Origin of the sequence: Streptosporangium sp. CA-135522 (assembly GCF_050949235.1) — a bacterium.
Taxonomy (GTDB): domain Bacteria; phylum Actinomycetota; class Actinomycetes; order Streptosporangiales; family Streptosporangiaceae; genus Streptosporangium.
In genome coordinates, this window is sequence record NZ_CP192026.1 from 3,198,357 (window position 1) to 3,216,148 (window position 17,792).

A 17,792-nucleotide genomic window follows, 5' to 3' on the forward strand; every position below is an offset into this window, starting at 1 on the left:
AGTGAAAGGACCGACATGAGGGTGGTCCTCGCCGGCGGCGGGACGGCCGGTCACATCGAACCGGCGTTGGCACTGGCCGATGCGCTTCGCCGGCTCGACCCGAATATCGGGATCACGTGCCTCGGCACGGAGCGCGGCCTGGAGACGCGATTGGTGCCGGCTCGGGGCTACGAGCTACAGCTCGTGCCCGCGGTGCCGCTGCCCCGGGCGATCACACCCCAGCTGCTGACCGTGCCCGGACGGCTGGCGGGCGCCATCAACGCGGCCGCGGGCATCATGGAGCGGGTCCAGGCCGACGCGCTGGTCGGTTTCGGAGGTTACGTGGCGACCCCCGCCTACCTCGGGGCGCGACGACGCGGAGTGCCGATCGTGGTGCACGAGGCCAACCCGCGGCCCGGCCTGGCCAACCGGCTGGGCGCCCGGCTCACCGACCACGTGTTCACCGGTCATCCGAACACGCCGCTGAACCACGCGCAACACGTGGGGATCCCCCTGCGCCGTGAGATCGTCTCGCTGGACCGGCTGTCCATGGGCGACAAGGCGCGCTCCTGGTTCGGCCTGGAGGCCGACCTGCCCACGCTGCTGATCACCGGTGGCTCGCAGGGCGCGCGTTCGCTCAACCAGGCGGCCCTGGCCGCCGCCCCGGCGCTGCGCCGGGCCGGGGTGCAGGTGCTGCACGTCATCGGCCCGAAGAACACGCTGGAGCAGGAGCCGCCGCCCGGCGACCCGCAGTACGTCGTGCTGCAGTACGTCGACCGGATGGATCTGGCCTACGCCGCGGCCGACTTCGCGCTGTGCCGCAGCGGTGCCATGACCTGCGCCGAGCTGACCGCGGTGGGCCTGCCCGCCGCCTACATCCCGCTTCCCCACGGCAACGGCGAACAGCGGCTCAACGCCGAGCCGATCGTGCAGGCCGGCGGCGGCCTCATGGTCGACGACGCCGACCTGTCACCGGAGTGGATCATTCAGAACGTCCTTCCCATCCTGTCCGACCCCGAGCGCGTGGTCACCATGTCGGAGGCCGCCTCCAGGATGGGCCGTAAAGACGCCGACATGACGCTCGCCCGCAGGGTGTTGCAGATCGCGGCGCAGGGGAGAGCCCGATGAGCTGGACGCGTGACCGGTCGAGGCCCCAGGCCGCCGGCGCAGTGAACGAGGAACGGTGAGCGACCGATGAGCTTGGTCAAATTGGTGGATCCGGTCGCGGCGGAGGATCTCGGGCGCGTCCACTTCATCGGGATCGGCGGCGCCGGCATGTCCGGCATCGCACGCATCCTGCTCAAGCGCGGCGTGCCGGTCTCCGGCAGCGACTCTCGCGGCTCGGACATGGTGACCGAGCTGCGGGAGCTGGGCGCCAGAGTCCACATCGGCCACGCCGCCTCGCACATCAAGCACGTCGACACGGTGGTGGTCTCCACCGCGATCCGCGACTCCAACCCCGAACTGGGCGAGGCGCTGCGCCAGGGCCTGCGCGTCATTCCCCGAGCCGCCGCGCTGGCCTCGGTCATGGCGGGCCGGACCGGGATCGCCCTGGCCGGAACCCACGGCAAGACCACCACGACCTCGATGCTCACGGTGGCGCTGCAGAAGTGCGGCGCCGACCCGTCCTACTGCGTCGGCGGTCAGCTCGTGACCACCGGCCTGGGCGCCGACGAGGGCGCGGGCGGGGTGTTCGTCGCGGAAGCCGACGAGAGCGACGGCTCCTTCCTCATGCTGGCCCCGGACATCGCCGTGGTGACGAACGTGGAGCCGGACCATCTTGACAACTATGGCGATCCGCGCGCGGTCTACGACAGCTTCGCCCGTTTCGTCGAGCGGGTCGGGGAGTCCATGGTGATCTGCGCCGACGACCCCGGGTCGGCGGCGCTGGTCCCGATAGCCCGCGCGCGAGGCCTGAAAGTGATCACCTACGGTGAGGCCGAGGGCGCCGACCTACGGGTGAACGGGATCGTCCCCGACGGTCTGGGCATCTCCTTCACGGTCGGTGGCCACGGGGAGGTCAGGCTCGCCGTACCCGGCCGTCACAACGCGCTCAACGCCACCGCGGTCATCGCCGTGGCGGCGGAGCTGGGGGTGTCCTTCGACGAGATACGCGACGGCCTGGCGGCCTTCACCGGCGCCAAGCGCCGGTTCGAGGCCAAGGGCGAGGCGGGGGGAGTGGCGGTCTTCGACAGCTACGCCCACCATCCGACCGAGCTCGCCGCCGACCTGCGCGCGGCGCGGGACGTGGTGGCCTCCTTCTCCGGCTCCGGCAGGGTCGTCGCGGTCTTCCAGCCGCACCTCTACTCCCGCACCAGGTTCTTCGCCGACGAGTTCGGAGTCGCCCTGGGGCTGGCGGACGAGGCCATCGTGCTGGACGTCTACGGCGCCCGTGAGGACCCCGAGCCGGGCGTCTCCGGAGCGCTGGTGGCGGGCAAGGTGCCCCTGCCGTCCGGGCAGGTGACCTACGCGCCGCAGCGGGAGGCGGTTCCCGCCCTGGTGGCCGACCGGGTCAGGCCCGGAGACATCGTGCTCACCATGGGCGCGGGCGACGTGACCGAACTGGGCCCCCGCATCGTCGCGGAGCTGGCCGCCAGGTGACCCACGGGAGGGGACGCAGGGCGCCCGCGCCCGAGCCGCCGGACGGGGGGAGACGGTGAACGGGGTCTGGAGGTCGGCCTTCCTGGCCCTGCTCACCGTCGGGGTGGTGTCCATCGCGGCCTGGCTGGTGTTCTTCTCGTCGGTGCTCGGCGTGCGGGACATCCGGGTGGTGGGCAACCTCGCCATCCCGGCCCAGCAGGTCCAGCAGGCCGCGGGGGTGCCGACGGGCAGACCCCTGGCCGTCGTGGACGTGGCCGAGGTCGAGAAGCGGATCAGGCGGATCCGGCAGATCGAGACGGTGCGGGTCAGCCGTGGCTGGCCCGGCACGTTGGTGGTGGAGATCGTGGAGCGCGAGCCGCTGGCGGTGGTGCCGGTCGGGCCCAAGTTCGCGGTCATGGACCGGCACGGCGTGATGACCGAGATCAAGGACACCGCTCCCGCGTCTCTTCCGGTGCTGCGGGTGGACCGCCCGCAGCCCGGCGATCCGGCGACCGGCGCGGCGCTGGCCGTCATGGCGGCGTTGCCGGGAGATCTGGGCCGGCTGGTCGCCGAAGTCCTCGCGCCGTCGCCCGAGACCGTCTCGCTGCGTCTGAAGGACGGCCGCGCGGTCGTGTGGGGCGGCCGGGACCGTCCGGCCGAGAAGGCGAAGATCCTCCTTACGCTGCTGAAACGTCCGGCGGACACCTATGACGTGAGCTCGCCCGACGTCGTGACGGTGAAGTGATCTCACCCGGTCGCGGGCGTTCTCCGAAAAGGACGGCCCGCGACACGCCGGGCGCGCTTGCGGCGCGGTTAGTTGACCCGCCAGGAGCGCAACTCCTACTGTCCGTATCACTCCTCAGGTTGACATAAATCTAAATCTCAACTTGAGGGTGAGAGTTTTGGAAGCGACGGCACGGGCCCCCGTGCCGCATGAAATTGCAAGTCAACGAGCGGAAAGGCCCCTCGTCGTGGCAGCACCGCAGAACTACCTCGCGGTCATCAAGGTTGTAGGAATCGGCGGAGGCGGAGTCAACGCCGTCAACCGGATGATCGAGGAGGGACTCAAGGGCGTCGAGTTCATCGCCATTAATACCGACGCTCAGGCGCTGCTGATGAGTGACGCCGACGTCAAGCTCGATGTCGGGCGCGAACTCACCCGCGGCCTCGGCGCGGGGGCCAACCCCGAAGTCGGGCGCAAGGCGGCCGAGGACCACCGCGAGGAGATCGAAGAGGTCATCAAGGGCGCCGACATGGTGTTCGTCACCGCCGGAGAGGGCGGTGGCACCGGCACCGGCGGCGCCCCGGTGGTGGCCAACATCGCGCGCTCGCTGGGCGCGCTGACCATCGGCGTGGTCACCCGGCCCTTCAGCTTCGAAGGCCGGCGCCGGGCGATGCAGGCCGAGGCCGGCATCGAGACGCTGCGCGAGGAGGTCGACACCCTCATCGTGATCCCGAACGACCGGCTGCTGTCGATCTCCGACCGGCAGGTGAGCGTGCTGGACGCCTTCAAGGCGGCCGACCAGGTACTGCTCTCCGGTGTCCAGGGCATCACCGATCTCATCACCACGCCGGGTCTGATCAACCTCGACTTCGCGGATGTGAAGTCGGTCATGTCCGGCGCAGGCTCGGCGCTCATGGGCATCGGCCACGCGCGCGGTGACGACCGGTCGGTCGCCGCCGCCGAGATGGCCGTCTCCAGTCCGCTGCTGGAGGCCAGCATCGACGGCGCGCACGGCGTGCTGCTGTCGATCGCCGGCGGGTCCGACCTCGGCCTGTTCGAGATCAACGAGGCGGCCCAGCTCGTCTCCAACGCCGCCGCGCCGGACGCCAACATCATCTTCGGCACGGTCATCGACGACGCCCTCGGCGACGAGGTGCGCGTCACCGTGATCGCGGCCGGGTTCGACGAGCCCGCCGCGGAGAACAAGGCGGTCGTGCCGCAGCCGGCCGCCCGCCAGCAGCCGGCGGCGCGCCCGGCGCCGGCCGCGCCCTCGGTGACCGCGCCGGTCCGTCCGGCGCCGCCCACGGTGAAGGCCGAGCCCCGGCCGGAGCCGAGAGTCGAGCAGCCGCCACCGGTCCGGCCGGTCGTCAGCCCGCCTCCCGTGCCCGCCCCGGTGGTGGAGGCGCCGATCCCGCCGGCACCGCAGCCGCTCCCGCAGGCCCAGCCGGTCCAGCCGATGCACTCCGCCCCGCCGGCGCACGTCCCGGCCGAGCAGGCCGAGCCGCCGCGTGCGGAGGAGTCGCCGGTGCCGCCGGTGTCGATCCCGCGTCCGGCGCCGGAGCCGTCGCAGCCCACTCCCATCTCCGCGAGGGTGTCCGACCCCGCCCGCCGGCGGCCGGTGATCTTCGAGGAGCAGGAGGAAGAGCTCGACGTCCCTGACTTCCTGAAGTGACATTGCTCACGGCTGGGTGGGCGACGAATCACCCAGCCGTGACAGGGAGAATGGATTCCGCCGGTTTGTCGGTATGTGAACGGCGGAGAAGTGACGGAAACAACACGACGTGATGAGATCGCGGCCGGTCTGGCCCAGGTCGAGGCGAACATCGCCGAAGCCTGCCGGGTCGCCGGCCGTGCCCGTGAGGAGCTCACGCTCATCGCGGTGAGCAAGACATATCCGGCCTCTGACGTGCGATTACTGGCGGAGCTCGGGGTCACGGACATGGGGGAGAACCGTGACCAGGAGGCTTCGAGCAAGGCGCGCGAGTGCGCCGGTCTCGACCTCACCTGGCACTTCGTCGGCCAGTTGCAGACCAACAAGGTCCGTTCCGTGATCGAGTACGCCGACGTCGTCCACTCGGTGGACCGCCCTCGCCTGGTGAGCGCGCTCAGCCAGGAGGCGGTCCGGGCGGGCAGGGAGGTCACCTGCCTGGTGCAGGTCGCCCTGGACGACGATCCCGGACGTGGCGGGACGCGGCCGGCGGACGTGGCCGCGTTGGCCGACGCCCTCGCCGGGGCCCCCGGGGTGCGGCTGGGCGGGGTGATGGCGGTGGCGCCGCTGGGGGAGGAGCCCGCCAGGGCCTTCGCCAGGCTGCGGGAGATCGCGCAGGTCGTACGGGACGCCCACCCGGAGGCCGGGGTCATCTCGGCGGGCATGAGCGGTGATATGTCAGAGGCTATTGCGAATGGTGCGACACACCTGCGTGTCGGTACGGCGTTGCTCGGTCGCAGGAAGCCCTTAGTCAGGTAATGTCCCTTCAAGTGGACCTTGGCGTCCGCGTATCCAGATAGAGGTCGATCGGTGGTGAGCTCCAAGGGGGTGCGGCTACCGCCCCAGGCAAATCGAAGTAAGGCGGAGGAAGAAGTAGCGATGGCCGGCGCGATGCGCAAGATGGCGGTCTACCTCGGTCTTGTGGAGGACGACCGCTACGAGAGATACGACAGCTATTCCGACGACGAGTACGACGACTTCGACGACTCGCGGAGGGTCGGCGACGAGCGGCCCGGCACGGTCCTCGACCGCGAGGACGACACCGATCCCGGCGTGCCCGCGCCAAGGCCCGCGACGGCTGTCATAGAGCGCCGCACGACCGATCTGGCGCGTATAACGACACTTCATCCCCGCACCTACAACGAGGCGCGGACAATTGGCGAGCACTTCCGGGACGGCACCCCGGTCATCATGAATCTGACCGAGATGGTTGACAGCGACGCCAAGCGGCTTGTCGATTTCGCGGCAGGTCTTGTCTTTGGCCTACACGGCAGCATTGAACGTGTTACGAACAAGGTGTTCCTGTTGTCCCCTGCCAATGTCGAGGTGACCGCCGAGGACAAGGCCCGAATCGCGGAACGCGGGTTCTTCAACCAGAGCTAGAGTTCCACCATGAACAGTGATCGGCCGGACAGGTCCAGACGAGACCGGGGACGGCGGAACAGAGCGGAGGCGGGGACGGGCCGTGGGGATCGTTAGCGAGATCTTGGTCGTTGTCCTGTCCCTCTACCTGGTTCTGCTGATCGGCAGAATGATCTTTGAGACGGTGCAGGCGTTCGCACGTCAGTGGCGACCCACGGGGGTCGTGCTCGTTCTGGCGGAAGCCGTGTACACGGTGACCGATCCACCTCTCAAGTTCCTCCGCCGTTTCATTCCACCACTCCGGTTGGGTACGGTGGCCTTTGACCTAAGCTTCACAGTGCTGTTCATTGTGGTCTTGGTCTTGATCCAACTCGTGTCCGCGCTTCGTTGATCGGGTACCGTCCCTCCGGACAGACTCCAAGCGCGCCAAGGAGACCGAAATGCCGCTGACGCCCGCTGATGTGCGGAACAAGCAATTCAGTACGACCCGGCTCAGGCCGGGCTATGACGAAGAAGAGGTAGACGCCTTCCTCGATGAGGTCGAGTCCGAGCTGGACCGCCTCATTCAGGAGAACGAGGAGCTCCGCGCCAAACTCGCGGAGTGCCTGCGGGGCAAGGTGCCCGGCGGAATGGGGATGGCCATGGCGCCCGCTCCCGTCGCCGAGCCCAAGCCCGAGATGATGATGCCGCAGCCGGAGCCGATGCGTGCCCCCGAGCCGGTGCAGCACCAGCAGCCTGTTCCCGTCGGCATGGGGATGCCCCCCGCCGAGGACAACATGGACACCGCCGCTCGCGTGCTCGCGCTGGCCCAGCAGACGGCCGACCAGGCGATCGCCGACGCCCGCCGGGAGGCGGACGAGACGGTGACCCGGGCGCGCCGCGAGGCCGACGACATCCTGGGCAAGGCGCGTCGTCAGGCCGAGCAGGTCATCGGTGACGCGCGCGCCCGCGCCGAGACGCTGGAGCGCGATGCGCAGGAGCGGCACCGCCAGGCCATGGGCTCGCTGGTGCAGACCCGCGACGAGCTCGAGCGCAAGGTCGAGGAGCTGCGCAGCTTCGAGCGCGAATACCGCAGCCGTCTGAAGCTCTACCTGGAGAACCAGCTCGCCGAGCTGAACGTGGCTGCCGAGGGCAGTGGCGGATTCCCGATCGTGGGCGGCCCCCCCGCCATGTCCCACGCCGTCGCCCCGGGTGGGCAGCCCAACATGCAGGGCGCCGCCAACCCGTTCGGTGGCGAGCCGCCGCAGCATTCGGGCGCCTTCCAGGGCGTTGACGGTCCGCACAACGACCGCCGCTAGGGTAACGGGTCAAACCCCCCTGACCCGTATCCGGGAGTTCCTCTGTGATCCTTATCAGCGCCGGTTTGGTGGTTACGGCCATCGTCCTGCTCATTGCAGGATTCGTGCTGGCCAAGCCATTTCTGGTCATGTGGTCGATCGCGGTCAGCGTGCTGTCCGCGGTCTTCCTGGTGATCGGGGCGCTGCTGCGCCGCCACGAGTTGTTCCCCGGCCGCGAACGCGCCGGGTCGGCTCCGCTCCCGTCCAAGGGGCCGGTCCCGGCCGGGCCGATGCCCGCACCGCACATGATGCCGCCGCACCGGCAAGCCCCCCCGGCACCGCACGCCGGGGTGCCGCAGGGGACGCCGCGACCGGCGACCGTCGCGACCCGGCCCCGGCCGAGTCAGACGGCCGGGCCGGTCCCCGCCGCGAGGCAGGGCCTGCTGGGCCCCGAGGCGATCGTTCTGGTGATCCCCGGGCGCAAGCGGTATCACGTCGCCGGATGCCGGCAACTCGTCGGCAGGGACCATGAGGAGCTCACTCACGAGGAGGCGCGCGAGGAGGGCTTCACGCCCTGCACCACGTGCCTGCCCGAGTTCAGCGGCGGAACCCAGCCGCAGAACGCCCCGGACGAGGCCCAGGAGACGGCCAAGCCCCCGCTCTCCTCGCAGGAGTCCAGCCTCTCCGCCGAGGCCCGCGAAGCCGGCGTGCACGAGCCCACCGCCCGCTTCGGCCCGCCGTACGCACCCGTCCCCTCGTCCGGCTCGCAGGAGAGCCAGGAGAGCGCTGTCGCGGTGACCCGCCCCTACATCCCCGGCACCCCGCAGTCCGGAGATCAGGCGCGGTCCGAAGAACCGGCGAGCCCGTCGCGCGCCGCGGAGTCCGCCGGCCGATCGTTCTCGGCCCGGCCTCCGGCGCCCGAGCCGGAGACCTCCGCAGACTCCGAGACCTCCAACGACCCCGAGACCTCCGCCGACTCCGAGACCTCCACCTCCGCCGACTCTGAGGCCACCAGTTGGTTCAGTCGCGACGTGGTCGCCTCGGTCGCGTCCGAGCCGGAGCCTGAGGAGCTCGACGAGCCCGAGGAGTTCGACGAGCTCAAGGGTGAGACCCCGGCCGAGCCCCCCTCCGCCGAAGACGATTCCGCCGGGCCTGCCGGGTCCTCCACGGCGTCACCGGAGCCCGAGGTCATCATCGAGATCGAGGACGACGCCCCGATCGGAGACGTGGACGGCCCAGCCGACCCCGCGCCCGCCGAACAGGAGGAGCCGGACGCGCCCGCCGAGGCCGATTCCGCCGAATCGGGCCCCTCAGAGCCCGACACCCCCGTCACGACCACGACCCGCTCCGCCGGACAGGAGGCTTCCGAGAAGCCTTCCCCGGCGAAGCGGAAGGCTCCCGGCCGGCCCGCGTCCGTGGAGCCGGACAGCCCCTCCGAGCCGGTGGAGCCGGTCGACACCGCACCCGGGCGCGCCGGGCAGGTGACGGCCGACTCCACCTCGGCGGAGCCGCAGGAAGCTCCGCAGGAGACGTCCGAGGAGGTCTCGCGAGGAGTTTCCGCCGCGGAAGACGAAGAGGTCTCCGTCGCGGACGACGAAGGGATTTCCGGGGCGGACGACGAAGACACCGACACGGCCCCCCACGGGATTCCCGTCGTCATGGACGAGCAGCCGGATTCCGACGACTCCGGAACGGTCAAGGTCATCGTCGGCACCCGCCGTTTCCACAGCTCGGCCTGTCCGCTCATCAAGGGCACGGACGGCAGCGGCATCGAGACCATGTCCCGATCCGAAGCCGAGGAGGCCGGCCTGAGCAGTTGCTCGGTCTGCCGCGACGGCGGCTAAGCCACCGGCCGGATCACCCGCGAGCCGCATCGCCACAGCGGAAGGGGCCCTGGGGAAATCCCCAGGGCCCCTTCCGTTATCGTCGCGACCGCAGACCTCGCGCGTCAGGAGAGATCAGACGGTGCGGCGGAGCTGGAAGGTCAGACCAAGGTCGGCGTCGTGGTGGGTGGGCAGGTCGCTGTCGGAGCCTTCGGTGAAGGAGAGGGCCAGGACCTCGCCCGCCACCGTGCCGCCCTGGGCGCGCAGAGTCTCGGCCAGGTCGCCGTCGGTGGTGGACCACCACACGTCGATCCGGTCGGAGATGGACAGGCCGGTCGACTTGCGGGCGTCCTGGAGCAGGCGGACGACGTCCCGGATCAGGCCGGAACGGCGAAGGTCGTCGGTGATGGTCAGGTCGAGGGCGACCGTCTCGCCGGTGCCGGTGTCGACGGCTCCGGTCTCCACGGCCCAGCCGGACTTCGGCTGCTCGGTGACGATCACCTCTTCGCCGCTCAGCTCCACCGTGCCCAGCTCGCCGGCCTCCACCGAGACCGCCGAACCGGAGCGCAGGCCGCGCGCCAGCTCTGCGGGGTCGGCGGCGGCGACGGCCGCGGCGACCAGCTTGGTCTGCGAGCCGAACCTCTTGCCCAGCGCCCGGAAGTTGGGCTTGACCGTGAAGGAGACCAGGTCGGCCTCGATGCCCGACAGGTCCTCCAGGCCCTGCACGTTGAGCTCGTCGGCGATCAGCTCGCGCAGCTCGGTGGAGAGCGCCGCCCAGCCGCGAGCGCCCACCAGGGCACGGCCGAGCGGCTGGCGGGTCTTGACTCCGCTGGAGGCGCGGGCCGAACGGCCCAGCTCCACCAGGCGGCGCACCAGCCCCATCTGCTCCGACAGGGCGGGGTCCAGCAGCTCCTCGGTCACCGCGGGCCAGCCGGCCAGGTGCACCGAGGAGGGGCCGCCGGCGTCGCGGAGCACGTCCCAGACGTAGTCGGTGATGAACGGCACCACCGGTGACATCAGCCGGGTGACGGTCTCCAGGCATTCGTACAGCGTGGCGAACGCCGAGGCGTCACCGGACCAGAACCGGCGGCGGGAGCGCCGGACGTACCAGTTGGACAGGTCGTCGAGGAACTCCGACAGCCGCCGCCCGACCCGGGCGGTGTCGAACTCGTCCAGCGACGCGGTCACCTCGGCGACCGTCCGGTGCAGCTCGGCCAGCGCCCAGCGGTCGATGAGCGGGCGCTCGGCGTATGAGGGGGCCTCGGCCAGCTTGGCCGGCGACCACGATTCGGCGTTGGCGTAGAGGGTGAAGAACGACGCGGTGTTCCAGTAGGTCAGCAGGACCTTGCGGACGATCTCCTCCAGGGCGCCGTGCCCCACCCGGCGAGCCGCCCACGGCGAACCGGCGCAGGCCATGTACCAGCGCAGCGCGTCGGCGCCGTGCTGGTCCATCAGCGGGATCGGCTTGAGCACGTTGCCCAGGTGCTTGCTCATCTTGCGGCCGTCCTCGGCGAGGATCAGGCCGAGGCAGAGCACGTTCTCGTAGGACGATTTGCCGAAGACCAGCGTGCCGACCGCCATCAGCGAGTAGAACCAGCCACGCGTCTGGTCGGTGGCCTCGCAGATGAACTGCGCCGGGTAGGCCTTCTCGAGCATGTCCTCGGACTGATACGGCGCGCCCCACTGGGCGAACGGCATCGACCCCGAGTCGTACCAGGCGTCGATCACGTCCGGCACCCGGCGCGCCTCGGCCCCGCAGGTGGGGCAGGACAGCGTGACGTCATCGACGTAGGGGCGGTGCGGGTCGAGCGCGGAGACGTCCTGGCCCGACAGCCGGCTCAGCTCCTCCAGCGAGCCGACACAGGTGACGTGCGACTCGTCGGCCGAGCAGATCCACAGCGGCAGCGGCGTGCCCCAGTAACGCGAGCGGGACAGCGACCAGTCGACGTTGTTGCGCAGCCACTCGCCGAAGCGGCCCCACTTGATCGTCTCGGGGTACCAGTTGGTCTTCTCGTTCTCGGCGAGGAGCTGATCCTTGATCGCCGTGGTGCGGATGTACCAGGCGGGCAGCGCGTAGTAGAGCAGCGCGGTGTGGCAGCGCCAGCAGTGCGGGTAGCTGTGCTCGAAATGGCTGCCACGGTAGAGCAGGCCCCGCGCCCTGAGGTCCTCGGTCAGGCCCTCGTCGGCGTCCTTGAAGAACTGCCCGCCGACCTGCGGGACGCCGTCGAGGAAGCGTCCGTCGGGGCCGATCGGGTTGACCACCGGCAGGCCGTACCGCTTGCAGGTCGTCATGTCGTCGGCGCCGAAGGCGGGAGCCTGGTGGACCAGGCCGGTGCCGTCCTCGGTGGTGACGTAGTAACCGAGGACCACGTAGTGCGCGCCGGGGATGTCGACCAGCTCGAAGGGGCGGAAGTAGGTGGTGTGCTCCAGGTCTGCGCCCTGGAAGGTGGCCAGCACCTGCGCGCCCTCACCCAGCGCGGCGGCCAGCAGCGGCTCGGCCACCACCAGCACCTCGTCGGACCCGGCGGGGCGTGCCGCGACATAGGTCACGTCGGGGTGCACGGCCACCGCGGTGTTGGAGACCAGCGTCCACGGGGTGGTGGTCCAGATCAGCAGCGAGGCGCCGAGGTCGGCCAGCGGGCCGGAGGTGGCGGGCATGCGGACGTAGACCGACGGGCTGGAGACGGTCTCGTAGCCGCCCGGCTGGCCGAGCTCGTGGTCGGACAGGCCGGTGCCGCAGCGGGGGCAGTAGGGCGTGATCCGGAAGTCGCGGAACAGCAGGTCCTTGTCGAAGATGACCTTGAGCGACCACCAGACGGACTCCACGTAGGCCGGGTCCATCGTGCGGTAGGCCTGGGACAGGTCGATCCAGTAGCCCATCCGCTCGGTCATCTCTTCGAAGGCGTCCACGTGCCGCAGCACCGACTCGCGGCACCGGGCGTTGAACTCGGCGACGCCGTACGCCTCGATGTCCTTCTTGCCCGACAGGCCGAGCTCTTTCTCGACGGCCACCTCGACGGGCAGGCCGTGACAGTCCCAGCCCGCCTTGCGGGGCACGCTGTAGCCCTGCATCGACTTGTAGCGGGGGAAGACGTCCTTGAAGACGCGGGCCTCGACGTGGTGCACGCCGGGCATGCCGTTGGCGGTGGGCGGGCCCTCGTAGAAGACCCAGGTGGGGCCGTCGGAGTTCTGCTCGACCGAGCGCTCGAAGACCTTGCCGTCACGCCAGCGGTCAAGCACCTCATGTTCGAGCGCGGGCAGATCGACCTGCGCGGGAAGAGAGCGGAAATAGGCGGACATGACGGGCGGGACCTCCACGCTGGTGCTGGCAGTGGCGTGGAGGGACGAGACCGTACGGCCCCGCGGTACCACCCTCCTTGACCTTCGATGGCGAAGGTCCTCTTCCTTGGGTTGCTGCCGGGTCTACTGGGTCGCGAGGACCGTTCTTCCGGCGGCTCCGGGGTGATTTTCCCTCCGGGGCTCGCCCCGGGCTCACACCGTCCCCGGGTCGCTCGTGCGAGGGGGCACGGAGGTAGTTGTCCCCATCAACGCCTTGCAAGCTCAAACGATAACGCACGGGCCTGCATAAAGCTTCCCGATATTGACGGAGTGAGGGAATCGAGAGGAAGGGGCCGGATGTTACGGGAGTGGTAAACATCACGGCGGGTCGTTTGCCGTTCTGTTATGGGAGACCTAAGCTGCCCGCACCGTTTACCGCATTGGATACGGTCCGATCGAGCAAGGAGGCCGACATGGCCGCGACTGTACGCGCAGACGAGAGCGCGGTAGCGCCGTCACAGGACAGTACCGTCGTCACCTGGTCGGCCAAGGAGCTCGCGGAGGTCCGCGGGCGACTGGCCACGGAGATCGAGGAGCTCAACCAGGAGATCGCCAGGGCCGAGTCCGAGATCGCGTCGAGCGATGTGACCGATGGTGCGGGAGACGACCAGGCGGACGCCGGTGCCCGCACGTATGAACGGGAACGCGAGATCGCCCTTACCCTGAATTCGCGCGACCTGGTCGCGCAGAACGAGCGGGCGATCGCCCGGATCGACGCGGGAACCTACGGAGTGTGCGAATCGTGCCACAAGCCGATCGGCAAGGAGCGCCTTCAGGCGTTCCCGAGGGCGACGCTGTGCGTGGCCTGCAAGCAGCGGGAGGAGCGCCGCTGAGCGGCGACACCGTCGGCGGGGCGGCTCGGGTCGCCCCGTCCGGAGTGCGGCGGATCGCCGCGCTCGCAACGATCGCGGTGGTCGTCTACGCCCTGGACCTGGCGACGAAGACCCTCGTGCTCAAGACGCTCGAGGGCAGGGAACCGGTCGTGCTCCTCGACGACCTGCTCCAGTTCCGGGTGATCTTCAATCCGGGGGCCGCCTTCAGCCTCGGCACCGGGATGACCATCGTCTTCACGATCATCGCGACCGGGGTCGTGATCGCCATCCTGCGCACCGCGCGTAACCTGCGCAGCGTGCCGTGGGCCGTCACGCTCGGCCTGATGCTCGGCGGGGCGCTGGGAAACCTCACCGACCGGGTCTTCCGCCACCCCGGGGGGTTGCAGGGACACGTGGTCGACTTCATCGAGGCCTTCCCCGGGCACTTCCCGGTCTTCAACGTCGCCGATTCGGCGATCGTCTGTGGCGGCATCCTGGCCGTCTTCCTCGCCTGGCGGGGTTACCAGATCGACGGCACGCGCGACACGGGAGGGGAGAAGAAGGATGGCTGAGCACAGGAGTCTCCCCGTTCCCGACGGCCTGGAGGGCGAGCGCCTCGACGCCGCCCTGTCCCGGCTTTTCGGCTTCTCCCGCACCCGGGCCGCCGAGCTGATCGCCTCCGGCGACGTGCTGGTGGACGGCTCGCCCGCGGCCAAGTCCGACCGGGTGCACGCGGGCGCGTGGCTGGACGTCGTCCTGCCGCCGCCGCCCACCACCCCGATGCCGGTCGCGGAGCCCGTTCCCGGCATGAAAGTCATCTACGAGGACGACGACATCGTGGTCGTCAACAAGCCCATCGGCGTGGCCGCCCACCCGACCACCGGCTGGACCGGGCCGACCGTGATCGGCGGCCTGCTCGGCACCGGGCACCGGGTGGCGACGAGCGGCGCCGCCGAGCGCCAGGGGATCGTGCACCGCCTGGACGCCAACACCACCGGAGCCATGGTCGTGGCCAAGAGCGAGCACGCCTACTCGCATCTGAAGCGGGCCTTCAAGGAACGCACCGTCGACAAGCGCTACCACGCGCTGGTCCAGGGCCACCCCGACCCGCTGCGCGGCACCGTCGACGCGCCGATCGACCGCCACCCCTCCGGAGACGGCCGGTTCGCGGTCGTGGCCGGCGGCAAGGAGTCGGTCACCCACTACGACACGATCGAGGCGTTCCGCGCGGCGTCGCTGCTGGACATCAAGCTGGAGACCGGCCGGACCCACCAGATCCGGGTCCACATGTCGGCGCTGCGCCACCCGTGTGTCGGCGACATGATGTACGGCGCGGACCCCACGCTGGCCGCGCGCCTGGGCATGACCCGGCAGTGGCTGCACGCGGTCTCCCTGGCCTTCGAGCATCCCGCGACGGGCGAGTGGGTCTCCTTCACCACCGACTACCCCGATGACCTGGCTCACGCCCTGAAGGTCGTCGAGAGCGAGTCGTAGGGGTCACCCCGTCCCGGTGGCGATCACTTGCTCTTCTTCCCCTTGCCGGCCTTGACCTTGCCGGCCTTCCCGGGGGCGACTTCCGCGCCCACGAAGCCGGCCCGCTCGGCTATCTGCCCTTCCTGGGGCGGCTCGGGCCGGTCCTGGGTGGCGTCGTCGGCGGAGGTGGCACCGGAATCGTCGCCGGAGTCGTCGCCGGGGTTCTGGCCCTGCCGCTGACCGGGATCGTCTCCGGAGTCGTCCTTCGAGCCCTCGCCGGGCTTCTTGCCGGGTTCCTTGCCGGGTTCCTTGCCAGAGTCGCCGTCCGGCTTCTCACCGGGCTTCTTGCCGGAATCGTCCTTCGATCCGCTCTCCGGGCCCGTCGAGTCGTTCCGCGTCGGCCGGGCCGACGGGGACGGTTCGCCCTGCGAGGGCCTCTCCTGGGCCGGGGGAGTGGAGGGCGGGTACCGGCCGTCGCCGGTCCTGGCCGGTGTGGGGTCCTTCTTCTTCGTGGGCAGCTTCGCCTGCTCGGTCTTCCTCTTCGGGGTGTTCTCCCGGGCGGGAACGCTCGCGGAGGTCGGGGGTTCGGTGGGGGGCCCACCGGAGGAGTTGAGAGCCACCCAGGCCGCCCCGCCCGAAGTCAGGGTGATCGCGAGCACCGCCGCCGCCAGGCCCGCGACCGCCGGACGCCGCCGTCTGCGGGAGGAGGCCGCCACGGGGTCCGTCGCCGCCCGGTCCGCCGGCCGCGCCGACGGCCCAGGCTGAGCCGGCACCGCAGCCGCCGCAGCCGATGACGGCAGCGCGATCGGTGCGGTGGGCTGCGGTTCGGTTCCGTTCACGATCGCCCGCAGGTGGATCAGCACCTCCTGGGCGGACATGCGCTGCGCGGGATCCTTGCGGAGCAGGCCGAAGATCACCGGGCCCAGTGACCCGGCGAACCTCAGCGGGGCGGGTTCCTGGTGCATGACCGCGCTGAGCGTGGCCAGCGGGTGGGCGCGCTCGAAGGGAGAGCGTCCCTCCACCGCCATGTAGAGCGTCACCCCCAGTGACCACAGGTCGGAGGCGAACTCCGCCGGGCCCCCGCTCGCCCGTTCCGGCGCGATGAACGCCGGGGTGCCGATGAGGGCGCCGGTCCTGGTCACCGACGAGTCGCCTTCGAGCACCGCGATGCCGAAGTCGGTCAGTACGGCCCGGCCGTCCTTCGACAGCAGCACGTTGTCCGGCTTGACGTCGCGGTGCAGCACTCCGGCGGCGTGCGCGGCCAGCAGCGCCCCCAGCACTTCGAGCCCGATCTGTGCCGCCCGCGCCGGCGGCAGCGGCCCGTCCTCCCGGACCACGGCGCCGAGGGTTCGGGAGTCCACGAGCTGCATCACGATCCACGGGCGCCCGTTCTCCTCGATCACGTCGTAGACCGTCGCGACACCCGGGTGGCCGATCCGCCCGGCGGCGCGAGCCTCCCGGAGCGTCCGCACGGTGAAGACCTCGCGTTCGGGGCCGGTCAGGTCGGGAGAGGGAATGACCTCCTTGACCGCCACGTCACGGCCGAGCACCTCGTCCCGCGCCCGCCAGACGGTGCCCATGCCTCCGTGGCCGATGTGTTCCAGCAGCCGGTACCGGGCGCCGATGATCCCCTGAGAGTCGGACATGGGCCTCCGCATACCCCTGATTGACCCGGACATTCCCTATGTGCCACATCGTCTGGTAAATGAGGGGGAGAAATCAGGCGATGAACCAGCGCAGCGCGGCGGTCACGACAGCCGCCGTCGCGAGCACCACCAGGAAGGGCGCGCGCAGCAGCAGCGCCACCACGGCCGCCCCGAGTCCGGCGGTGCGAGGTCCGTCGAAGTGCAGGTCCTGGCCGTGCGCGAAGGTCTGCACCGCGATCAGCGCCGCCAGCAGCGCCACCGGGACCAATGCGGCGAAGCGCTGCACCGTCGGATGGTCGAGCACCCGGCGCGGGGCCGACAGCCCGGCGAGCTTCAGCGCGTAGCAGCCCGCGCACGTGACCACGATGGCCCACCAGACAGTCAATTCGGCCTCCTCAGGATGACGGCGAGCACGGCCACCGCCGCGATCAGCACGGGCACGCCCGGCGGGGTGAAGGGGGTGGTGGCCAGCGCGACCGCCGCGCCACCGCCGGCGACCAGCCGCAGCGTGCGGGCCTCGGCGCCGCCGCCGGTGAGCCGGGGCCACAGGATGGCCAGGAACGTCGCCGGGCCCACCGCGTCCAGGCCGAACACCGACGGATCGGCCACCCGGGAGGCGCCCGCCGCGCCGAGCAGGGTGGTGGCGTTCCACGTCAGGTAGATGCTGACGAACGTGACCAGGAACCCGGTCCTGGCCGAGGACCTGTCGGGCTGGGCCAGAGCCACCGCGGTCGTCTCGTCGATCACGCCGTGGGCCGTCGGGAACCTGCGCCAGCCACGGGCTCCCAGCAGGTCGGACATGCGCAGGCCGTACAGGCTGTTGCGGGCCCCGAGCAGCAGCGCGCCCGCGGTGCCCGCGATCAGGCTGCCGCCGCCCGCGACGACCCCGACCATGGCGAACTGCGAGGCTCCGGTGAAGGCGAAGAGGCTGAGCACGCACGCCTGCGCGACGCTCAGCCCCGCGGTGACCGCGGCGGCGCCGAACGCCAGCCCGGCCAGTCCCACGGCGATCCCCACGCCCAGTCCGTCCCTGACCGCTGAGGAACGAGTGGTTGTATCCATGTGAACG

16 protein-coding genes are annotated in these 17,792 nt (G+C 70.6%); 12 read left to right on the forward strand and 4 right to left on the reverse strand.

What is annotated here, in order from left to right; translation table 11 throughout:
* The first annotated feature begins 15 nt into the window (after positions 1-15).
* From murG to ACQPYK_RS15170, 9 genes are all read left to right on the forward strand, one after another.
* Positions 16-1,107 carry an undecaprenyldiphospho-muramoylpentapeptide beta-N-acetylglucosaminyltransferase gene (gene murG, locus ACQPYK_RS15130; protein ID WP_433255608.1) on the forward strand — a complete coding sequence of 364 codons (1,092 nt, stop codon included), beginning with the start codon at positions 16-18 and terminating at the stop codon, positions 1,105-1,107.
* A 66-nt stretch (positions 1,108-1,173) separates the two neighbouring features.
* Complete coding sequence (gene murC / locus ACQPYK_RS15135) at positions 1,174-2,580, forward strand: UDP-N-acetylmuramate--L-alanine ligase (protein ID WP_433255610.1); 1,407 nt, start codon at positions 1,174-1,176, stop codon at positions 2,578-2,580.
* 55 nt (positions 2,581-2,635) lie between these two features.
* Positions 2,636-3,304, forward strand: a complete 669-nt coding sequence (locus tag ACQPYK_RS15140; protein WP_433255613.1) for a cell division protein FtsQ/DivIB — start codon at positions 2,636-2,638, stop codon at positions 3,302-3,304.
* Between the two features lie 226 nt (positions 3,305-3,530).
* The gene (ftsZ, locus tag ACQPYK_RS15145; protein ID WP_433255616.1) at positions 3,531-4,955 is read left to right on the forward strand and encodes a cell division protein FtsZ; all 1,425 of its coding nucleotides are present in this window, start codon (positions 3,531-3,533) and stop codon (positions 4,953-4,955) included.
* 90 nt (positions 4,956-5,045) lie between these two features.
* A complete protein-coding gene (locus tag ACQPYK_RS15150) occupies positions 5,046-5,750 on the forward strand; it encodes a YggS family pyridoxal phosphate-dependent enzyme (RefSeq protein WP_433255619.1) in 705 nt (234 codons plus the stop codon).
* Between the two features lie 120 nt (positions 5,751-5,870).
* Positions 5,871-6,374 (forward strand): cell division protein SepF, encoded by a 504-nt coding sequence (locus tag ACQPYK_RS15155; protein ID WP_433255621.1) that lies wholly within the window; start codon positions 5,871-5,873, stop codon positions 6,372-6,374.
* An 82-nt stretch (positions 6,375-6,456) separates the two neighbouring features.
* A complete protein-coding gene (locus ACQPYK_RS15160; protein ID WP_031160088.1) occupies positions 6,457-6,744 on the forward strand; it encodes a YggT family protein in 288 nt (95 codons plus the stop codon).
* Positions 6,745-6,793: 49 nt separating this feature from the next.
* Complete coding sequence (locus tag ACQPYK_RS15165) at positions 6,794-7,651, forward strand: DivIVA domain-containing protein (protein ID WP_433255625.1); 858 nt, start codon at positions 6,794-6,796, stop codon at positions 7,649-7,651.
* Between the two features lie 44 nt (positions 7,652-7,695).
* Positions 7,696-9,474 (forward strand): hypothetical protein, encoded by a 1,779-nt coding sequence (locus tag ACQPYK_RS15170; RefSeq protein WP_433255628.1) that lies wholly within the window; start codon positions 7,696-7,698, stop codon positions 9,472-9,474.
* 114 nt (positions 9,475-9,588) lie between these two features.
* Here the strand turns inward: ACQPYK_RS15170 and ileS are convergent, their stop codons facing one another.
* Positions 9,589-12,753, reverse strand: a complete 3,165-nt coding sequence (gene ileS, locus ACQPYK_RS15175; RefSeq protein ID WP_433255631.1) for an isoleucine--tRNA ligase — start codon at positions 12,751-12,753, stop codon at positions 9,589-9,591.
* A gap of 452 nt (positions 12,754-13,205) precedes the next feature.
* On the opposite strand from ileS, the gene ACQPYK_RS15180 reads away from it, so the two are divergent.
* From ACQPYK_RS15180 to ACQPYK_RS15190, 3 genes are read left to right on the forward strand one after another with little or no spacing between them, the layout of a single operon-like run.
* Positions 13,206-13,625 (forward strand): TraR/DksA family transcriptional regulator, encoded by a 420-nt coding sequence (locus ACQPYK_RS15180; RefSeq protein WP_433255634.1) that lies wholly within the window; start codon positions 13,206-13,208, stop codon positions 13,623-13,625.
* Entirely contained in the window at positions 13,589-14,176 is a 588-nt protein-coding gene (gene lspA / locus ACQPYK_RS15185) for a signal peptidase II (protein ID WP_433255636.1), read from the forward strand. The genes ACQPYK_RS15180 and lspA overlap by 37 nt, the downstream gene beginning before the upstream one ends.
* The gene (locus ACQPYK_RS15190; RefSeq protein ID WP_433255639.1) at positions 14,169-15,098 is read left to right on the forward strand and encodes an RluA family pseudouridine synthase; all 930 of its coding nucleotides are present in this window, start codon (positions 14,169-14,171) and stop codon (positions 15,096-15,098) included. The genes lspA and ACQPYK_RS15190 overlap by 8 nt, the downstream gene beginning before the upstream one ends.
* A gap of 23 nt (positions 15,099-15,121) precedes the next feature.
* Here ACQPYK_RS15190 and ACQPYK_RS15195 read toward each other — a convergent pair whose 3' ends face one another.
* From ACQPYK_RS15195 to ACQPYK_RS15205, 3 genes are all read right to left on the reverse strand, one after another.
* Complete coding sequence (locus ACQPYK_RS15195) at positions 15,122-16,723, reverse strand: protein kinase domain-containing protein (protein WP_433255642.1); 1,602 nt, start codon at positions 16,721-16,723, stop codon at positions 15,122-15,124.
* Between the two features lie 73 nt (positions 16,724-16,796).
* Entirely contained in the window at positions 16,797-17,108 is a 312-nt protein-coding gene (locus ACQPYK_RS15200; protein WP_433255644.1) for an AzlD domain-containing protein, read from the reverse strand.
* Positions 17,105-17,785, reverse strand: coding sequence for an AzlC family ABC transporter permease (locus tag ACQPYK_RS15205; protein WP_433255647.1), 681 nt, complete (start codon positions 17,783-17,785; stop codon positions 17,105-17,107). Before ACQPYK_RS15205 ends, ACQPYK_RS15200 begins: the two co-directional genes overlap by 4 nt.
* Positions 17,786-17,792 lie beyond the last annotated feature (7 nt).